Here is a 15,553-nt window from a genome sequence, read left to right on the forward strand (position 1 = left end):
CGGTGTTCAGCGCCCCAGGCGGCGCAGTTCGTCGGACTCGACGATGCGCACGCCATTGCCTTCCTCCAGGGCCAGGCGCCATAGAGCGCGGGCCAGCACGGTGACGTGGATGCTGCGGTACTTGCCGGGCATCAGCGCCATGATCGGTGCGGCGATGCTTTCACCGACACGCACTTCCTCGCGTGGCCCGCGCAGCAACGAAGGGCGCGCGATAGTCAGTTGCGGCCAGTCCATGGCGACCAGGGCTTGTTCCATTTCGCCCTTGATGCGGTTGTAGAAAACGCTGGAGCCCGCATCCGCGCCGAGGGCGCTGATCACCAGCAGGTGGCGGGCGCCCAGTTGGCGGGCGCGGTGGGCGAAGGCCAGGACCATGTCGCGGTCCACCGCGCTGAAGGCTTCCCGGGAACCCGCCTGCCTGATGGTGCTGCCCAGGCAGCAGAAGGCGGTATCGACGCTGCCGTCGAGTTGCGGCAGCAAGACGTCGAGTTCGCCAACCGGATTGACCAGATGACTGTGTTCGGCAAGGGCGCGCCGGCTTGGCGCCAGTACGCGGCTGATGGTCGGTTCGCTGAGCAGACGGTCTAGCAGGTGCTCGCCAGTAAGGCCGGTGGCTCCGGCGAGCAGGATGTGCTGGGGCGTCAGATACATGCGGTCTCTCCCTATGCAACTGCCTAATGCGCTGGTCTGTTTGGAACGCGCGGTGACGCAATCATTCGCCGTATCGTGCATTCAAGGCCTGGCTGGCCTGCCGGGCACGCAAGGCCTTCCAGCGTTCGATCACGCCCTGGGGAGCCCAGATCTGTGGCTCCGAAGGTTCGAAGTCGTCCTCCTTCTCCCATTCGGCAACATGCTGGCGGGCCAGTTCGAAGGCGCGTTGCAGGTCGTCGGTCTGGTTCAGCGCGTCGGCGAACAGGGCACGGCCGAAGTAGGTGAAGTCGTTTTCCTCCGAGCAGCCGAACGAAACACGGTCAGGCCTGGCTGCGGTCATCACCAGGGTCTTGTCATCCTTCAGCGCGGGGATGAAACCGCCCGAGTAGCACGCGGATATCACCACCACTTTGTAACGGTCGCGGATCGGTTCGAGCAATGTGGCCAGGTCGTTGGCCGCCAGGCTGTCCAGGTTCATGCGTGGCTGGTCGAGGCTCAGTTGGTGGTCGTGGGAGCCGTGGCTGGTCAGATAGATGAATAATAGGTCTTCCTTGCCGCTGCGCTCGGCCAGTGCCCGCACCGCACGGGCCAGGGTTTCGCGGGTGGCCATCGGGCGGTCGGCGATATGCTCGCGGTGATTGGCCAGGGTGATGTTGCCGTAGGCGCCGAAGCGTTCCTGCAGCAGCTTGGCGACGTAGTCGGCCTCGCGCAGGAACACGCTCTGGTTGCCGTCACCGGCGAGGGTCAGGCTGTATAGTTCGACCGCCGGGGTCGAGGCGGGCAGGGCGGCGATGGCCTGATCGAGCAGGTGGCCCTGGGTGAGCAGGCCGATTTCCAGTGGGTCGGGCAGCGACTTGCCGCTTTCGTCGCGTATGCGCAGGCCGTTTTTCCAGGTGCCGCCCTGGCGCTTGCCGTCCGCATCGGTGAGGATGCCCCTGCCGGCGTATTGGCCCGCGACGAAAGCGCCTTGATAGACGCTGCCGTCGGCCCGGTTCAGGGTGCCTTCACCGGAGTAGCGCCAGTTGCGGAACGCGCCCTTGTAACGCTCGCCGTCGGCACCGATGAACTCGCCCTGGCCTTTCATCGCGCCGTCGACGAACTGACCGACCCAGACATCCCCCTCGGCACTCTGATAGCGCCCCTTGCCGCTGAATACGCTGTTGTGAAAGCCACCGCTGTAGATCGCGCCATCGTCGCTCTGGTAGCTGCCCTGGCCGTTCAGGCCATGCGTGTCGAAGGTGCCGCTGAGTTGCTCGCCGTCGGCCACGCGCACGCCGGCTCCCGACGGGCTGCCGTTGGCGAACTGGCCCTGGAAGCGATTGCCATCGCCTGATTCCAATACGCCCTGGCCATGGTAGAGGTCGTTACGAAAACCGCCGCGGTAGGTCATGCCATCGCGCTTCAGATAACCTTCGCCATCCATGCGCCCCTGTTTGAAACCGCCTTCGTAGCGGCTGCCGTCCGAGCCTGTGAGTACGCCCTGGCCATGCATCTGGCCCAGATGAAAATCACCTCTGTAGACGTGGCCATCGACCAAGTGCAATTCGCCTCGCCCTTCGAGTTGGCCATCCTTGAAGTGCCCGGCGTACCAGGAGCCGTCGGGGTAGTCGAGGCGGCCTTCGCCTTGCAGCAGGCCATCGACGATCTCGCCGCGATAGCGACCGCCGTCGGGCAGTACGGCGTTGGGCGGTAACAGCGGTTCGCCCTCGCCGCAGGCGGCCAGGAGCAGGGCGAGAGCGATCGGGGCGAGACGACGGGGCATGGCTGGCTTCCTTGAACGGGTCCTGGAGTATGCCTTGAGGGCACGACAAAAGGGGAACAGCGCCCACGTGGGTAGCCTGTCTATAATGGCGGCCGTAACCGCCCCGGAGACTTCCATGCTGCTACGTGGCCTGACCTGGCTGATACTGTTTCAACTGCTCGGTACCGCCCTCAACGTGCTGGTCTTGACCATGCTGCCGGGGCCGATCATCGGCATGCTACTGCTGTTCATCTTTCTGCTGATTCGCGGTGAGGTCAGCAAGCCGATCAACGAAGCCTCCAGCGGCCTGCTGCGCTACCTGCCACTGCTGCTGGTGCCACCGGCGGTCGGCGTGATGGCCTATGCCAAGGCGATTGCCGCGGACTTCTGGGCATTGGCCGGTGCGCTTGGCCTGTCGTTGCTGGTTGCTCTGCTGTTTTGCGGGTGGCTGATGCAGAAGCTGATCGATCGTCGTCCCTCTGCGGAGGATCAGTCATGAACCCGGAATGGTCCGCCGCCTGGCAGGCGCTCATCCATCATCCGCTGTTCGGCGTCGGTATCACCCTGGGCGTCTATCAACTGGCGATCAGCGCCTATGAGCGCACGCGCTGGGTGTTCCTGCAGCCGGTGCTGGTGTCCATGGCGCTGGTCATCGCGATTCTGCTGCTCTGTGGCCTGACCTACGACGAGTACCGAGGCAGCACCTTCCTGCTCAGCGTGCTGCTCGGCCCGGCGACCGTGGCCCTGGCGGTGCCGCTGTACCTGAACCTGCGACGCATCCGCCAATTGTTCTGGCCGGTGCTGATCACCCTGGGCGTGGGTGGGGTGGTCGCCACCGCCCTGGGCGTGGCTTGCGCCTGGGCCTTCGGCGCTGACCGCGTGATGTTGATGACCATCGCGCCGAAGTCGGTAACCTCGCCCATCGCCATGCTGGTGGCCGAGCAGTTGGGCGGCATCGCGGCCCTGGCGGCGGTTTTCGTGTTGATCACTGGCGTGCTCGGCGCGATGATCGGCCCTGAACTGCTGCGCCGCATTGGCGTTCATCACCCGGCGGCGCAGGGGCTTGCCCTGGGCATGACCGCCCATGCCATCGGTACCTCGCGGGCGCTGCAGGAAAGCGAGGAAAGCGGTGCCTTCGCCGCCCTGGCCATGAGCCTGATGGGCATGGCCACCGCGGTTCTCCTGCCGCTGGCCGTGGCCCTGGTCGCCTGAGGAGGAATCCGATGAATCTGCCCTTGTTTCCCCTCAATACCGTGCTGTTTCCAGGCTGCGTCCTCGACTTGCAAGTGTTCGAGGCACGCTACCTGGACATGGTCAGCGCCTGCATGCGCCGTGGCGAAGGTTTCGGTGTGGTCGGAATCTTCGAGGGCAATGAAGTGGGGACTGCCGCCGAGCGCTACGCCGGGTACGGCTGCGAGGCGCTGATACGTGATTTCCAGCAACGTCCCAATGGCCTGCTGGGGATTCGGGTGGAAGGTGCCCGGCGCTTCCAGATCATCGAGGCGCAGGTGCAGGCGGACCAACTGACGGTCGCCCAGGTGCGCTGGCTGGATGAGCCCCGCGATGCGCTGCTGGGCGAGGAACACGCCGACCTGGCGGCGCTGCTCCAGGCGCTTGGCGAGCATCCGCTGGTTGCCGGGCTGGACATGAGCATGAGTGCCGACACGCAACTGGAGCTGGCCGACCGCCTGGCCTACCTGCTGCCGTTCAGCATCGAGCAGAAGGTCGGGATTCTTGGCGAAGGCAGTGCGCTTGGCAGGCTTGAGCGTATTCAGGCGCTGCTCGACGAGCTGCAAGGCGATATGACTTGAAAGGCGCTCAAGTAAAAGCTCTCGGCGCCTGGTTGCCCTTTCTTGCCGCTTGCACTCAGTACTGATACCTCAGCAATGCCGTCGGCAATGCCCAGGCACTGACGCCCGACAGCAGTGCCAGCACCGCCGGCAGAACCAGCCACCAGGCCCGCGCGCTCAAGGCCGCGAGGGGCAGCTCGCGCTGGAACACCGCCAGCGTAGCGGCGCAGACCGTACCGGCGAGCAACGAGCCGGCCAGGATATCGGTTGGCCAGTGCACGCCGAGGTAGACCCGCGACAGGGCGATGGCCAGCGCCGGCAGGCCGGCCAGCAGCAACCAGGTCAGGCGCATGCGGGCCGGCTGGCCACGCCCGGCGAGCAGGCCGAGGGCGAGGAAAAAGGCGAAAGCGCCGGAACTGTGCCCACTGGGAAAGCTGAAGGTTTCCAGTGGCTGTAGCAGCACCTCGGGGCGTGCCCGGTTGAACAGCATCTTCAGTCCGGTATTGCCCAGCGCGGTAAGCCCGGTGCAGCAGGCGAAGAACAGCGCCGCACGCCAGTGGCGGCAAAACAGCAGTAACAGCGTGACCAAGACCGCCGCGGCGACCTGGGTAGCGAAGTTGCCCATGCCGGTGATCAGCAGGGCCGCGCTGTCCAGGGCGGCGTGGCGCTGCTCCTGGATCAGGGTCATCAGCCCCTGGTCCAGGGCCGTCATGTGTGGCCAGCCGAGCATCAGGGCGAGCAGCAACATACCGCACAGGGTGGCGCTCGCCGGGTTGGCCCAGCGTTTCCTGCCCAGGCTGCTCTGGATGATGATCAGCAGCGTCACGGCCAGCGGCGCGGCAACCAGGGCCGCCTGCTTCCAGAATCCTTCCGGCAGCGGCAGGCGCAAGGCCGCGCCAGTGGCCCAGCCGGGAAGGGTATAGGCGACTGCCCAGCCGGCCGCGGCGAGCAGGCTGACCAGGATGAAGCGCAGCAGTGGCATGTTGCACATGCCCGCGACCATCGGCAGCATCGGGCGCAGCGGGCCGATGAAGCGCCCGACCAGCAGGCTGGCGACGCCGTAGCGCTGGAAGTAGGTTTCTGCGCTGCCCAGCCATTCGGGGTGCTGGCGCAAACCTGGCAACTGGCGGATGCCCTGGTGGAATCGCTTGCCGATCCAGTACGACAGGGCATCGCCGAGCAGCCCGCCGGCGTAGGCCAGCAACAGGGTTTCCCACAAGGTCAGGGCGCCGCTGCCGGCCAGCACCGAGATGCTGAACAGCACCACGGTACCGGGGATGATGATGCCGGCGATGGCCAGGCATTCCAGGCAGGCGATCAGGAACAGGCTCACGCCCAGCCATTCCGGGTTGGCTTCCAGCCATTGGCTCATGCCCTGCAACCATTCGCTCATCAACAGGCTTCCTCGTTGTCCAGCAATTGATAGTCGATGCCTTGGACCTGACCTCGGCGCAAAGGGTTGCGGGTACATTGGCGAGCGAAGGCGGCATCGACGAAACGGTAGGGCAGGTGCTCGTCGCGGCCACTCGGAATGCCCAGGCGCGTGGTTTGCACGATGGCGGCCGGACGTAGGCCGAGGTCCTCGACGAACAGCCGTTCGGGATCGAAGCGCCTGGCATCCCAGTCCGGCACCTTGAGGCCGAGGGCGCGACAGAGCAGGGTCTGGCCAGCGCAAAGCTTGTCCAGCGGTCGCGCCAGACCCTGGCTGCCCGGATTGTTGGCTTGCATGCGCGCCAGGCTGTCAGGGCTGCAGCGCTCGTCATGCCAGGGCGCGGCGGATTTGATCAGCACGGCGTTGCCGGGGCCTTCGGCGCTGAAGTTCAGCGAGTCGCCGCCACGGGCGTAGTACATATAGATGTGCCCGCCGTCGAGAAACAGGGCACGGCGCTTTTCCGTGTAGCCGAGCGAGGCGTGGCTGCCCTTCTCGGCAGCGTAGTAGGCCTCGGTCTCGATGATCCGGGCGGCGAGCCAGTGGCCTTGATGACGGTGGCGGATGATCTTGCCGAGCAGTTCGCGGGCGACGATCTGCGCGTCGCGATTGAAGAAGGCGTCTGGCAGGGCGCGCATGGCAGGTCCTGGGCAATCGTGAGGGGGCGATCTTAGCAATCAGGCGCGCTCGAGCGCTCGAATCTTGTGCCGCCATGTTACGGCTGTCCGCCAGTGCTGTGCGGCGCGAGGCATGCCCGCTATAATCAGCCCCTTTTTTCAACTGCCTGGCATTCCGAGACCATGACTGAGTCCGTGCTCGACTACATGACCCGCCTTGGCCGCGCGGCCCGCGAGGCTTCGCGCCTGCTCGCGCGCGCCAGCACCGCGCAGAAGAACAGTGCCCTGCACGCCGCCGCCGCTGCCCTCGATGCCGCCCGCGACGAACTGGTCGCCGCCAACGACAAGGACCTGGCCGCCGGCCGGGCCAATGGCCTGGAGCCGGCGATGCTCGACCGCCTGGCACTGACGCCGAAGGTCATCGACAGCATGATCGAAGGCCTGCGCCAGGTCGCCACCCTGCCTGACCCCATCGGCGAGATCCAGGGCATGCGTTACCTGCCCTCGGGCATCCAGGTCGGCAAGATGCGCGTGCCGCTGGGCGTGATCGGCATCATCTACGAGTCGCGGCCCAACGTGACCATCGACGCCGCCAGCCTGTGCCTGAAGTCGGGCAACGCCACCATCCTGCGCGGTGGTTCGGAAGCGATCCACTCCAACCAGGCCATCGCCCGCTGCATCCAGGCCGGCCTCGCCGAAGCCGGCCTGCCGGCCAGCGCCGTGCAGGTGGTCGAGACCACCGACCGTGCCGCCGTCGGCGCGCTGATCGCCATGCCGGAGTTCGTCGACGTCATCGTCCCGCGTGGTGGCAAGGGCCTGATCGAGCGCATCAGCCGCGAGGCCAGGGTGCCGGTGATCAAGCATCTGGATGGTGTTTGCCACGTCTATGTCGACATCGCCGCCGATCTCGACAAGGCCATCCGCGTTTGCGACAACTCGAAGACCCAGCGCTACTCGCCGTGCAACACCATGGAAACCCTGCTGGTGCACGAGGCCATCGCCGATCGCGTGCTGCCGCCGCTGGCCGCCATCTATCGCGAAAAAGGCGTCGAGCTGCGTGGCGACGCAGCGACCCGCGCGCTGCTCGGCAGCGACGTGCTGGAAGCCACCGAGGACGACTGGTACGCCGAGTACAACGCGCCGATCCTGGCGATCCGCGTGGTCGACTCGCTGGATGCGGCCATCGAGCACATCAATACGTACGGCTCGCAGCATACCGACGCGATCATCACCGAGAACTTCAGCGATGCGCGGCGCTTCCTCACCGAGGTGGATTCCAGCTCGGTGATGGTCAACGCCTCGACCCGTTTCGCCGACGGCTTCGAATATGGCCTGGGCGCGGAGATCGGTATTTCCACCGACAAGCTGCACGCCCGTGGCCCGGTCGGCCTGATCGGCCTGACCAGCGAGAAGTACGTGGTCTTCGGCGACGGGCACGTCCGTACTTGATGGCGACTCGACCCCGGCGTATCGGGATTCTCGGCGGCACCTTCAACCCGGTGCACATCGCGCATCTGCGCGGTGCCTTGGAAGTGGCCGAGTTCATGGAACTGGACGAACTGCGCCTGATTCCCAGCGCGCGGCCGCCGCACCGTGACACGCCGCAGGCCAGTGCCGAGCAGCGCCTGGAAATGGTGCGCCTGGCCGTGGAAGGCGAGACACGGCTGACGGTGGATGACCGTGAGCTGCGCCGCGACAAGCCGTCGTTCACCATCGACACCCTGGAATCGGTGCGTGCAGAACTCGGCAAGGACGACCAGGTATTCCTGATCCTCGGCTGGGATGCTTTCTGCGGTCTGCCGGGCTGGCATCGCTGGCAGGAGTTGCTGGAGCACAGCCACATTCTCGTGTTGCAGCGGCCGGATGCCGATAGCGAGGCGCCCGAGGCGCTGCGCGACGTGATCGCCGCGCGCAACGTGATCGATCCGCTGACCCTGGCCGGGCCGGGTGGGCAGATCAGTTTCATCTGGCAGACGCCGCTGGCGGTGTCCGCCACCCAGGTTCGTCAGCTGTTGGGTGAGGGGCGTTCCGTGCGTTACCTGGTGCCCGACGCGGTACTGACCTATATCCAGACGCACGGGCTGTACCGTGCGCAAACCGATTCATGAGGTAGAAATGCAAAACGAAGAACTGGTCAAAGTGGCGATCGACGCCCTCGAAGACCTCAAGGCGCAAGACATCACCACCATCGATGTGCGCGGCAAGACCAGCGTCACCGATTTCATGCTGATCGCCAGCGGTACCTCCAGCCGCCACGTCAAGTCGTTGGCCGACAATGTCCTGGAGAAGGTCAAGGAGCACGGCGTGCGCCCGATCGGCAGCGAAGGCCTGGACGGCGGCGAGTGGGCGCTGCTCGACCTGGGCGATGTGGTGGTGCATGTGATGCAGAGCGCCACTCGCCAGTTCTATGACCTTGAGCGTCTGTGGCAGGGGGCCGAGCAGAGCCGCGCCCAGCATCAGGAATAAGTCGGCGCCATGCGCATCAAGTTGATCGCCGTCGGATCGCGCATGCCGCGTTGGGTCGAGGATGGCTGGCAGGAGTACGCCAAGCGCCTGCCTGCCGAGCTGGCCCTGGATCTGCTGGAGATCCCGCTGGGCACCCGTGGCAAGAACGCCGATGTCGCCCGCCTGATCCGTCAGGAAGGCGAGGCGATGCTGGCCAAGGTCCAGCCCGGCGAACGCATCGTCACCCTCGAGGTCACAGGCAAGCCCTGGAGCACCGAGCAACTGGCTGTCGAACTGGATCGCTGGCGCCTGGAGGCGCGCACGGTGAACCTCATGGTTGGCGGGCCGGAAGGCCTGGCGCCAGAGGTCTGCGCGCGTAGCGAGCAGCGTTGGTCATTGTCGCCGCTGACGTTGCCGCATCCGCTGGTGCGCATCCTGGTCGGCGAACAGATCTATCGGGCCTGGACCGTGCTGTCCGGCCATCCGTACCACAAGTAGTAGCCGCCGATGCCGCAACCGATTCAACTGAAGGACCACGAGAAGGACGCCAGCCTGGTGCGTCGTCGCGTCGTCGTCGGTGCGGTGGTGGTGTTGCTGCTGACCCTGGCGCTGATCGCGCGCATGTATTTCCTGCAGGTGATCCAGTACGAGTACCACTCGACCCTGTCCGAGAACAACCGCGTTCACGTGCAGCCGATCCCGCCGACCCGTGGGCTGATCTTCGACCGCAATGGCGTGATCATTGCCGACAACCGCCCCAGCTTCAGCCTCAACGTGACCCGCGAGCGGGCGGGGAACTGGGAGCAGGTGCTCGACAGCATCGTCGAGGTGCTGGAGCTGACGCCGGATGATCGCGTGTTGTTCGAGAAACGCATGCGCCAGGGCCGGCGCCCGTTCGAACCGGTACCGATCCTGTTCGAGCTGACCGAGGAACAGATCGCGCGGGTCGCGGTGAACCAGTTCCGTCTGCCTGGCGTGGACGTGGTGGCGCAACTGGTACGGCACTATCCGCTGGGCGAGCACTTCGCCCACTCGGTGGGCTATGTCGGGCGCATCAACGAACAGGAGCTGAAGAAGCTCGATCCGGTCAACTACAGTGGCACCCACCATATCGGCAAGACCGGCGTCGAGCGTTTCTACGAGGACCAGTTGCACGGCGAGGTGGGTTACGAGGAAGTCGAGACCAACGCCCGTGGCCGGGTCCTGCGGGTGCTCAATCGCACCGATCCCAAGCCGGGCAATGACATCGTCCTGACCATCGACTCCAAGCTACAGGCCGCGGCCGAACAAGCCCTGGCCGGCAAGCGCGGTGCCCTGGTCGCCATCGAGCCATCGAGTGGCGAGGTGCTGGCGATGGTCAGCCAGCCGAGCTTCGATCCCAACCCGTTCGTCACCGGCATCAGCTTCAAGGCCTATGCCGACCTGCGCGACTCCATCGACCGGCCGTTGTATAACCGGGTGCTGCGCGGCCTTTATCCGCCGGGCTCGACAGTCAAGCCGATGGTCGCCGTGTCCGGCCTCGATGCCGGGGTGGTCACGCCGACCTCGCGGGTGTTCGATCCGGGCTTCTATCAACTGCCGAACTACGATCATAAATACCGCAACTGGAATCGCTCGGGCGACGGTTGGATGGATCTCGAATCGGCGATCATGCGTTCCAATGACACCTATTTCTACGATCTTGCCCACAAGATGGGCATCGACCGCCTGCACGAATACATGAGCCGCTTCGGCTTCGGCCAGCGCGTCTCGCTGGACATGTTCGAAGAGGCGCCGGGCCTGATGCCTTCGCGTGACTGGAAGCGCGGTCGTTATCGCCAGGCCTGGTATCCCGGCGAGACATTGATCCTCGGTATCGGCCAGGGCTACATGCAGGCCACGCCATTGCAATTGGCCCAGGCGGCCTCGCTGGTGGCCATGCGCGGCAAGTGGATTCGCCCGCGCCTGGCCAAGACCATCGAGGGCGTGCCGCCGGTCGATCCCGATCCGATGCCGGACATCACCCTGCGCGACCCGCGTTTCTGGGACTATGCCCGTAACGGCATGGAGGCCGTGGTCCACGCACCGCGCGGCACCGCGAACAAGATGGGCGACACCGCCGCCTACCACATCGCCGGCAAGAGCGGCACCGCGCAGGTGGTGGCAATCAAGCAGGGCGAGCGCTACGACCGTAGCAAGCTGGACGAGCGCCATCGCGACCACGCCCTGTTCATCGGCTTCGCCCCGGCGGAAGACCCGAAGATCGCCATCGCCATCATGGTCGAGAACGGCGAGTCCGGTTCCGGCCTCGCGGCGCCGATGCTCAAGCAGGTGATGGATGCCTGGCTGCTTGGCGAAGATGGCCAGTTGAAACCCGAATACCGTTCCGACAAGACGGTGCTCCTGGAGCCGAAGGTCAAACCATGAGCAACAACTTCGACCGCACCATTTCCCAGGAAGACGTGCTCAAGCGCCGCGCCACGCTGCTGCAACGCTTGCATATCGATGGCTGGTTGCTGCTGATCCTGCTGGTCCTCGGCGTCGGCAGCCTGTTCGTGCTGTATTCGGCCAGCGGCAAGCACTGGGACCTGCTGGTCAAGCAGGCCAGCTCCTTCGGCCTGGGCATGGTGGCGATGATCTTCGTCGCCCAGTTCGAGCCGCGCTTCATGGCGCGCTGGGTGCCGCTGGGCTATGTGGTCGGCGTCGGCCTGCTCAGCGTGGTCGAGATCATGGGCCACACGGCCATGGGCGCGACCCGCTGGATCAACATTCCGGGGGTGATCCGCTTCCAGCCCTCGGAGTTCATGAAGATCATCATGCCGGCGACCATCGCCTGGTACCTGGCCCGGCATAACCTGCCACCCAAGCTCAAGCACATCGTCATCAGCCTGGTGCTGATCTGCGTTCCCTTCGTGCTGATCCTCAAGCAGCCGGACCTGGGCACGGCGATGCTGATCCTCGCCTCGGGCGCCTTCGTGCTGTTCATGGCCGGCCTGCCCTGGCGCTGGATCGCCAGCGCAGTGGCCGTGCTGGTGCCGGTGGCCTGGGGCATGTGGCACTTCGTCCTGCGCGACTACCAGAAGCAGCGGGTGCTGACCTTCCTCGACCCGGAAAGCGACCCGCTGGGGGCCGGTTGGAACATCATCCAATCCAAGGCGGCCATCGGTTCCGGTGGTGTCCTGGGCAAGGGCTGGCTGCTGGGTACGCAATCCCATCTGGATTTTTTGCCGGAAAGCCATACGGACTTTATCATTGCGGTCCTGAGCGAAGAGTTCGGCCTGGTCGGCGTGTGTATCCTGCTGTTCGTCTATATGCTGTTGATCGGCCGGGGGCTGGTCATTACCGCGCAGGCGCAGACGCTGTTCGGCAAGCTGCTGGCTGGCAGCCTGACCATGACCTTCTTCGTCTACGTATTCGTTAACATCGGCATGGTCAGCGGGCTGCTGCCGGTGGTTGGGGTGCCACTGCCCTTCATTAGCTACGGCGGAACTCACTTGGTGACGCTGTTGTCAGGGTTTGGGGTTTTGATGGCGATTCATACACACCGAAAATGGATCGCGCAGGTTTGACAAGAGTGAATAATTTGAAGCATGCATTCGGCCGGCTGATCAGCGGCATTCGATGGCTCGGCCTGGCCGCTTCGCTCGGCCTGGCCGGGCAGGCCAGCGCAGGGGACTACGACGGCTCGCCGCAGGTTGCCGAGTTCATCGGCCAGATGACCCGCGACTATGGCTTCGCCGGCGAGCAACTGGTCGGCCTGTTCCAGCAGGCACAACGCAAGCAGGCAATCCTCGACGCGATTTCCAAGCCGGCCGAGCGGGTCAAGCCGTGGAAGGAATACCGGCCGATCTTCATCACCGATGCACGCATCAGCAAGGGCGTGGATTTCTGGAACCAGAACGCCGAGGCCCTGGCGCGAGCGGAAAAGGAATATGGCGTACCGGCACAGATCATCGTGGCGATCATCGGCGTGGAAACCTTCTATGGCGGCAATACCGGTAGCTGGCGTGGCATCGACGCGCTGTCGACCCTGTGTTTCGACTACCCGCCGCGTGCGCCGTTCTTCTGCCAGCAACTGCGCGAATTGCTCCTGCTGACCCGCGAGGAGCAGGTCGACCCGCTCAGCCTCAAGGGCTCCTACGCTGGAGCCATGGGCCTGCCGCAGTTCATGCCGGGCAGCTTCCGCGCCTATGCGGTGGACTTCGACGGCGATGGCCACATCAACATCTGGAGCAACCCGACCGATGCCATCGGCAGCGTCGCCAGTTACTTCAAGCGCCACGGCTGGACTGCTGGCGCTCCCGTGGTCAGCCGTGCCCAGGTCAAGGGCGATCAGGTCGACAGCGGCCTGACCGACGGCCTGGACCCGGTGAAGAATGTCGGTGAGTTGCGGACACTCGGCTGGACCTCCAGTGACGTGTTGAGTGACGATATCCCGGTGACCGCGTTCCGCTTCGACGGCGCCGAGGGCGACGAATACTGGATGGGCCTGCCCAACTTCTACACGATCACCCGATATAACCGCAGCGCCATGTATGCCATGGCTGTTTACCAACTGTCGGAACAACTGCTGGCCAAACGGAGCGGGCAATGAACGCCACTTTGCACGTGTTGCCGCTACGCGGCCTGATGTACGCGGCTCTGGTCATGGCCCTGGCGAGTTGCAGCTCGAGCCGGGCACCGACGGTCGACTCCAGTGCCGGCGCTTCAGGGCAAGGCGACTACAACCGTCCGCATCGCGATGGTGCGCCCTGGTGGGACGTGGATGTCTCGCGCATCCCCGATGCGGTGCCGATGCCGCACTACGGCGCCTACAAGGCCAACCCCTACACGGTATTGGGCAAGACCTACTACCCGATCAACGATGCCCGTCGCTATAACGCGACAGGTACCGCATCCTGGTACGGCACCAAGTTCCACGGCCAGGCTACCGCCAATGGCGAGGCCTACGACCTGTATGGCATGACTGCGGCGCACAAGACCCTGCCACTGCCCAGCTACGTACGGGTGACCAACCTGGACAATGGCCGTAGCGTGGTGTTGCGGGTCAACGACCGTGGGCCGTTCTATTCCGACCGGATCATCGACCTGTCCTTTGCCGCGGCGAAGAAACTCGGCTATGCGGAAGTAGGCACCGCACGGGTCAAGGTCGAGGGCATCGACCCCACCGAATGGTGGGCCCGGCAGGGCCGGCCGGTACCGATGGTGATGGCGGCGCCGAAGATGGCCAGCCAGCAGGCTGCCCAGCCGGCCGTGACGGTTGCCAGCGCGGCTCCGGTCATGCAGCCGATCGAACAGTACACGCCGCCGCCCCAGCAGCATGCCGAGGCCACCGTGCCGGTACAGATCGACTCAAAAAAAAACGATTCAGTCGCAGCATCTGGCCAGTATCTCCAGGTGGCCGCCTTCGCCAATCCGGACGCTGCGGAACTCCTCAGGGAGAAGCTGAGCCAGGTCGTGCCTGCCAAGGTGTTTATCAGCTCGGTGGTGCGCAACCAGCAGATCTTGCACCGCGTGCGGATGGGGCCGATCGGCACGCAGGGTGAAGTGCAGCAAGTACAGAACAGCGTGCGCCTGGCCAACCTTGGCCAGCCGACCCTGGTTCGCCCTGATTGATGATTTCGTCCATCCCTGGCGTTGCCAGGGATGATGAATGCAGCAGGTTTTTCAATCGCCTGCTTCCACCTTGAATAGCCACATCAGAGAGACGGATGAATATCTCCCGCTTTGCCAAATGCCTATCGCTGTTCACTGTCCTGATCGCCGCGCCGCTGACGCAAGCCGCCGAGCAGTTGATCCCCTCGCCGCCGCAACTGGCTGCCAAGTCCTACGTACTGATGGATGCGGCCAGCGGTAACGTGCTGGTCGAGAACAACAGCGACCAGCGCCTGCCGCCAGCCAGCCTGACCAAACTGATGACCGCCTACATCGCTACCCTGGAGATCGCCAAGGGCCAGATCGCCGAGAGCGACATGGTCACCGTCAGCGAGCACGCCTGGCGTACCGGTGGTTCGCGCATGTTCATCCAGGTCGGCACCCAGGTCAGCGTCAGCGACCTGTTGCACGGCATCATCATCCAGTCCGGCAACGACGCCAGTGTCGCCCTGGCCGAGCACATCGCCGGCAGCGAGGATGCGTTCGCCGACATGATGAACGCCACCGCCCAGCGCCTGGGCATGAAGAACAGCCACTTCATGAACGCCACTGGCCTGCCTAACCCGGAGCACTACTCCAGCGCCCACGACATGGCGATCCTGGCCCGCGCGATCATCTACGACGAGCCGGAACACTACGCCATCTACTCGCAGAAAGAGTTCTTCTGGAACAACATCAAGCAGCCCAACCGCAACCTGCTGCTGTGGCGCGACAAGACCGTCGATGGCCTGAAGACCGGTCACACCGACGAAGCCGGTTTCTGCCTGGTGTCCTCGGCTGTGCGTGAAGGTTCGCGCATGATCACCGCCGTATTCGGCACCGACAGCGAGCAGGCCCGTGCTGCGGAAACCCAGAAGCTGCTGACCTATGGCTTCCGCTTCTTCGAATCGCAGACCTTCTACAAGAAGGGCCAGGAAGTGGCCCAGGCGCCGGTCTGGAAAGGTGCCGTGCGCCAGGTCAAGGCTGGCATGGCCGCCGACCTGACCATGACCCTGCCCAAGGGCCAGGCCAAGCAGTTGCAGGCCAGCATGACCCTCGCACCTGAGCTGGTCGCACCGATCCAGCAGGGCCAGGTGATCGGCCAGGTCGAAGTGAAGATGGGGGATCAGGTGGTGAAGACCGCTGACCTGGTTGCCTTGGAGGCCGTCGAGGAGGGCGGGTTCTTCCGTCGCATGTGGGACGGTATCCGCCTGTTCTTCTACGGACTGTTCAACTGATCCATGCGGGGCTCGACAAGAGCCCCGACTTT

At 64.7% G+C, this 15,553-nt stretch carries 16 protein-coding genes; 12 read left to right on the forward strand and 4 right to left on the reverse strand.

Annotation, left to right across the window (positions count from 1 at the left end):
* Positions 1-6 precede the first annotated feature (6 nt).
* Entirely contained in the window at positions 7-648 is a 642-nt protein-coding gene (locus ACSZPK_RS17285; RefSeq protein ID WP_437882708.1) for an oxidoreductase, read from the reverse strand.
* Positions 649-709: 61 nt separating this feature from the next.
* A complete protein-coding gene (locus ACSZPK_RS17290) occupies positions 710-2,410 on the reverse strand; it encodes a C13 family peptidase (RefSeq protein ID WP_437882709.1) in 1,701 nt (566 codons plus the stop codon).
* A gap of 115 nt (positions 2,411-2,525) precedes the next feature.
* Here ACSZPK_RS17290 and ACSZPK_RS17295 point away from each other — a divergent pair, with 115 nt between their 5' ends.
* The 3 genes from ACSZPK_RS17295 to ACSZPK_RS17305 are packed head-to-tail and all read left to right on the forward strand — an operon-like array spanning position 2,526 to position 4,200.
* Positions 2,526-2,888, forward strand: a complete 363-nt coding sequence (locus tag ACSZPK_RS17295) for a CidA/LrgA family protein (protein ID WP_437882710.1) — start codon at positions 2,526-2,528, stop codon at positions 2,886-2,888.
* Positions 2,885-3,601: an LrgB family protein gene (locus ACSZPK_RS17300; protein ID WP_437882711.1), complete on the forward strand. Its 717-nt coding sequence runs from the start codon at positions 2,885-2,887 to the stop codon at positions 3,599-3,601. Before ACSZPK_RS17295 ends, ACSZPK_RS17300 begins: the two co-directional genes overlap by 4 nt.
* 11 nt (positions 3,602-3,612) lie before the next feature.
* Positions 3,613-4,200: an LON peptidase substrate-binding domain-containing protein gene (locus ACSZPK_RS17305; protein WP_437882712.1), complete on the forward strand. Its 588-nt coding sequence runs from the start codon at positions 3,613-3,615 to the stop codon at positions 4,198-4,200.
* A 55-nt stretch (positions 4,201-4,255) separates the two neighbouring features.
* Here the strand turns inward: ACSZPK_RS17305 and ACSZPK_RS17310 are convergent, their stop codons facing one another.
* Together ACSZPK_RS17310 and ACSZPK_RS17315 are read right to left on the reverse strand one after the other, a co-directional pair.
* Positions 4,256-5,572 carry a bifunctional DedA family/phosphatase PAP2 family protein gene (locus tag ACSZPK_RS17310; RefSeq protein WP_437882713.1) on the reverse strand — a complete coding sequence of 439 codons (1,317 nt, stop codon included), beginning with the start codon at positions 5,570-5,572 and terminating at the stop codon, positions 4,256-4,258.
* Positions 5,572-6,246: a DNA-3-methyladenine glycosylase gene (locus tag ACSZPK_RS17315; RefSeq protein WP_437882714.1), complete on the reverse strand. Its 675-nt coding sequence runs from the start codon at positions 6,244-6,246 to the stop codon at positions 5,572-5,574. The genes ACSZPK_RS17310 and ACSZPK_RS17315 overlap by 1 nt, the downstream gene beginning before the upstream one ends.
* A 162-nt stretch (positions 6,247-6,408) precedes the next feature.
* On the opposite strand from ACSZPK_RS17315, the gene ACSZPK_RS17320 reads away from it, so the two are divergent.
* The 9 genes from ACSZPK_RS17320 to ACSZPK_RS17360 all read left to right on the forward strand — a co-directional run bounded on the left by ACSZPK_RS17320 (position 6,409) and on the right by ACSZPK_RS17360 (position 15,521).
* A complete protein-coding gene (locus tag ACSZPK_RS17320; protein WP_437882715.1) occupies positions 6,409-7,674 on the forward strand; it encodes a glutamate-5-semialdehyde dehydrogenase in 1,266 nt (421 codons plus the stop codon).
* The gene (nadD, locus tag ACSZPK_RS17325) at positions 7,674-8,333 is read left to right on the forward strand and encodes a nicotinate-nucleotide adenylyltransferase (protein ID WP_437882716.1); all 660 of its coding nucleotides are present in this window, start codon (positions 7,674-7,676) and stop codon (positions 8,331-8,333) included. The genes ACSZPK_RS17320 and nadD overlap by 1 nt, the downstream gene beginning before the upstream one ends.
* A gap of 7 nt (positions 8,334-8,340) precedes the next feature.
* The gene (gene rsfS / locus ACSZPK_RS17330; RefSeq protein WP_437882717.1) at positions 8,341-8,691 is read left to right on the forward strand and encodes a ribosome silencing factor; all 351 of its coding nucleotides are present in this window, start codon (positions 8,341-8,343) and stop codon (positions 8,689-8,691) included.
* 9 nt (positions 8,692-8,700) lie between these two features.
* Entirely contained in the window at positions 8,701-9,168 is a 468-nt protein-coding gene (gene rlmH, locus ACSZPK_RS17335; protein WP_437882718.1) for a 23S rRNA (pseudouridine(1915)-N(3))-methyltransferase RlmH, read from the forward strand.
* 9 nt (positions 9,169-9,177) lie between these two features.
* Positions 9,178-11,076 (forward strand): penicillin-binding protein 2, encoded by a 1,899-nt coding sequence (gene mrdA / locus ACSZPK_RS17340; RefSeq protein ID WP_437882719.1) that lies wholly within the window; start codon positions 9,178-9,180, stop codon positions 11,074-11,076.
* Positions 11,073-12,218 carry a rod shape-determining protein RodA gene (gene rodA / locus ACSZPK_RS17345; RefSeq protein ID WP_437882720.1) on the forward strand — a complete coding sequence of 382 codons (1,146 nt, stop codon included), beginning with the start codon at positions 11,073-11,075 and terminating at the stop codon, positions 12,216-12,218. Before mrdA ends, rodA begins: the two co-directional genes overlap by 4 nt.
* A 5-nt stretch (positions 12,219-12,223) precedes the next feature.
* A complete protein-coding gene (gene mltB, locus ACSZPK_RS17350; protein ID WP_437882721.1) occupies positions 12,224-13,243 on the forward strand; it encodes a lytic murein transglycosylase B in 1,020 nt (339 codons plus the stop codon).
* A complete protein-coding gene (locus ACSZPK_RS17355) occupies positions 13,240-14,265 on the forward strand; it encodes a septal ring lytic transglycosylase RlpA family protein (RefSeq protein WP_437882722.1) in 1,026 nt (341 codons plus the stop codon). Before mltB ends, ACSZPK_RS17355 begins: the two co-directional genes overlap by 4 nt.
* 95 nt (positions 14,266-14,360) lie before the next feature.
* Entirely contained in the window at positions 14,361-15,521 is a 1,161-nt protein-coding gene (locus ACSZPK_RS17360; protein ID WP_437882723.1) for a D-alanyl-D-alanine carboxypeptidase family protein, read from the forward strand.
* The last annotated feature ends 32 nt before the right edge of the window (positions 15,522-15,553 follow it).

The sequence above is a fragment of the Pseudomonas sp. LRF_L74 genome (assembly GCF_965644255.1).
GTDB lineage: Bacteria > Pseudomonadota > Gammaproteobacteria > Pseudomonadales > Pseudomonadaceae > Aquipseudomonas.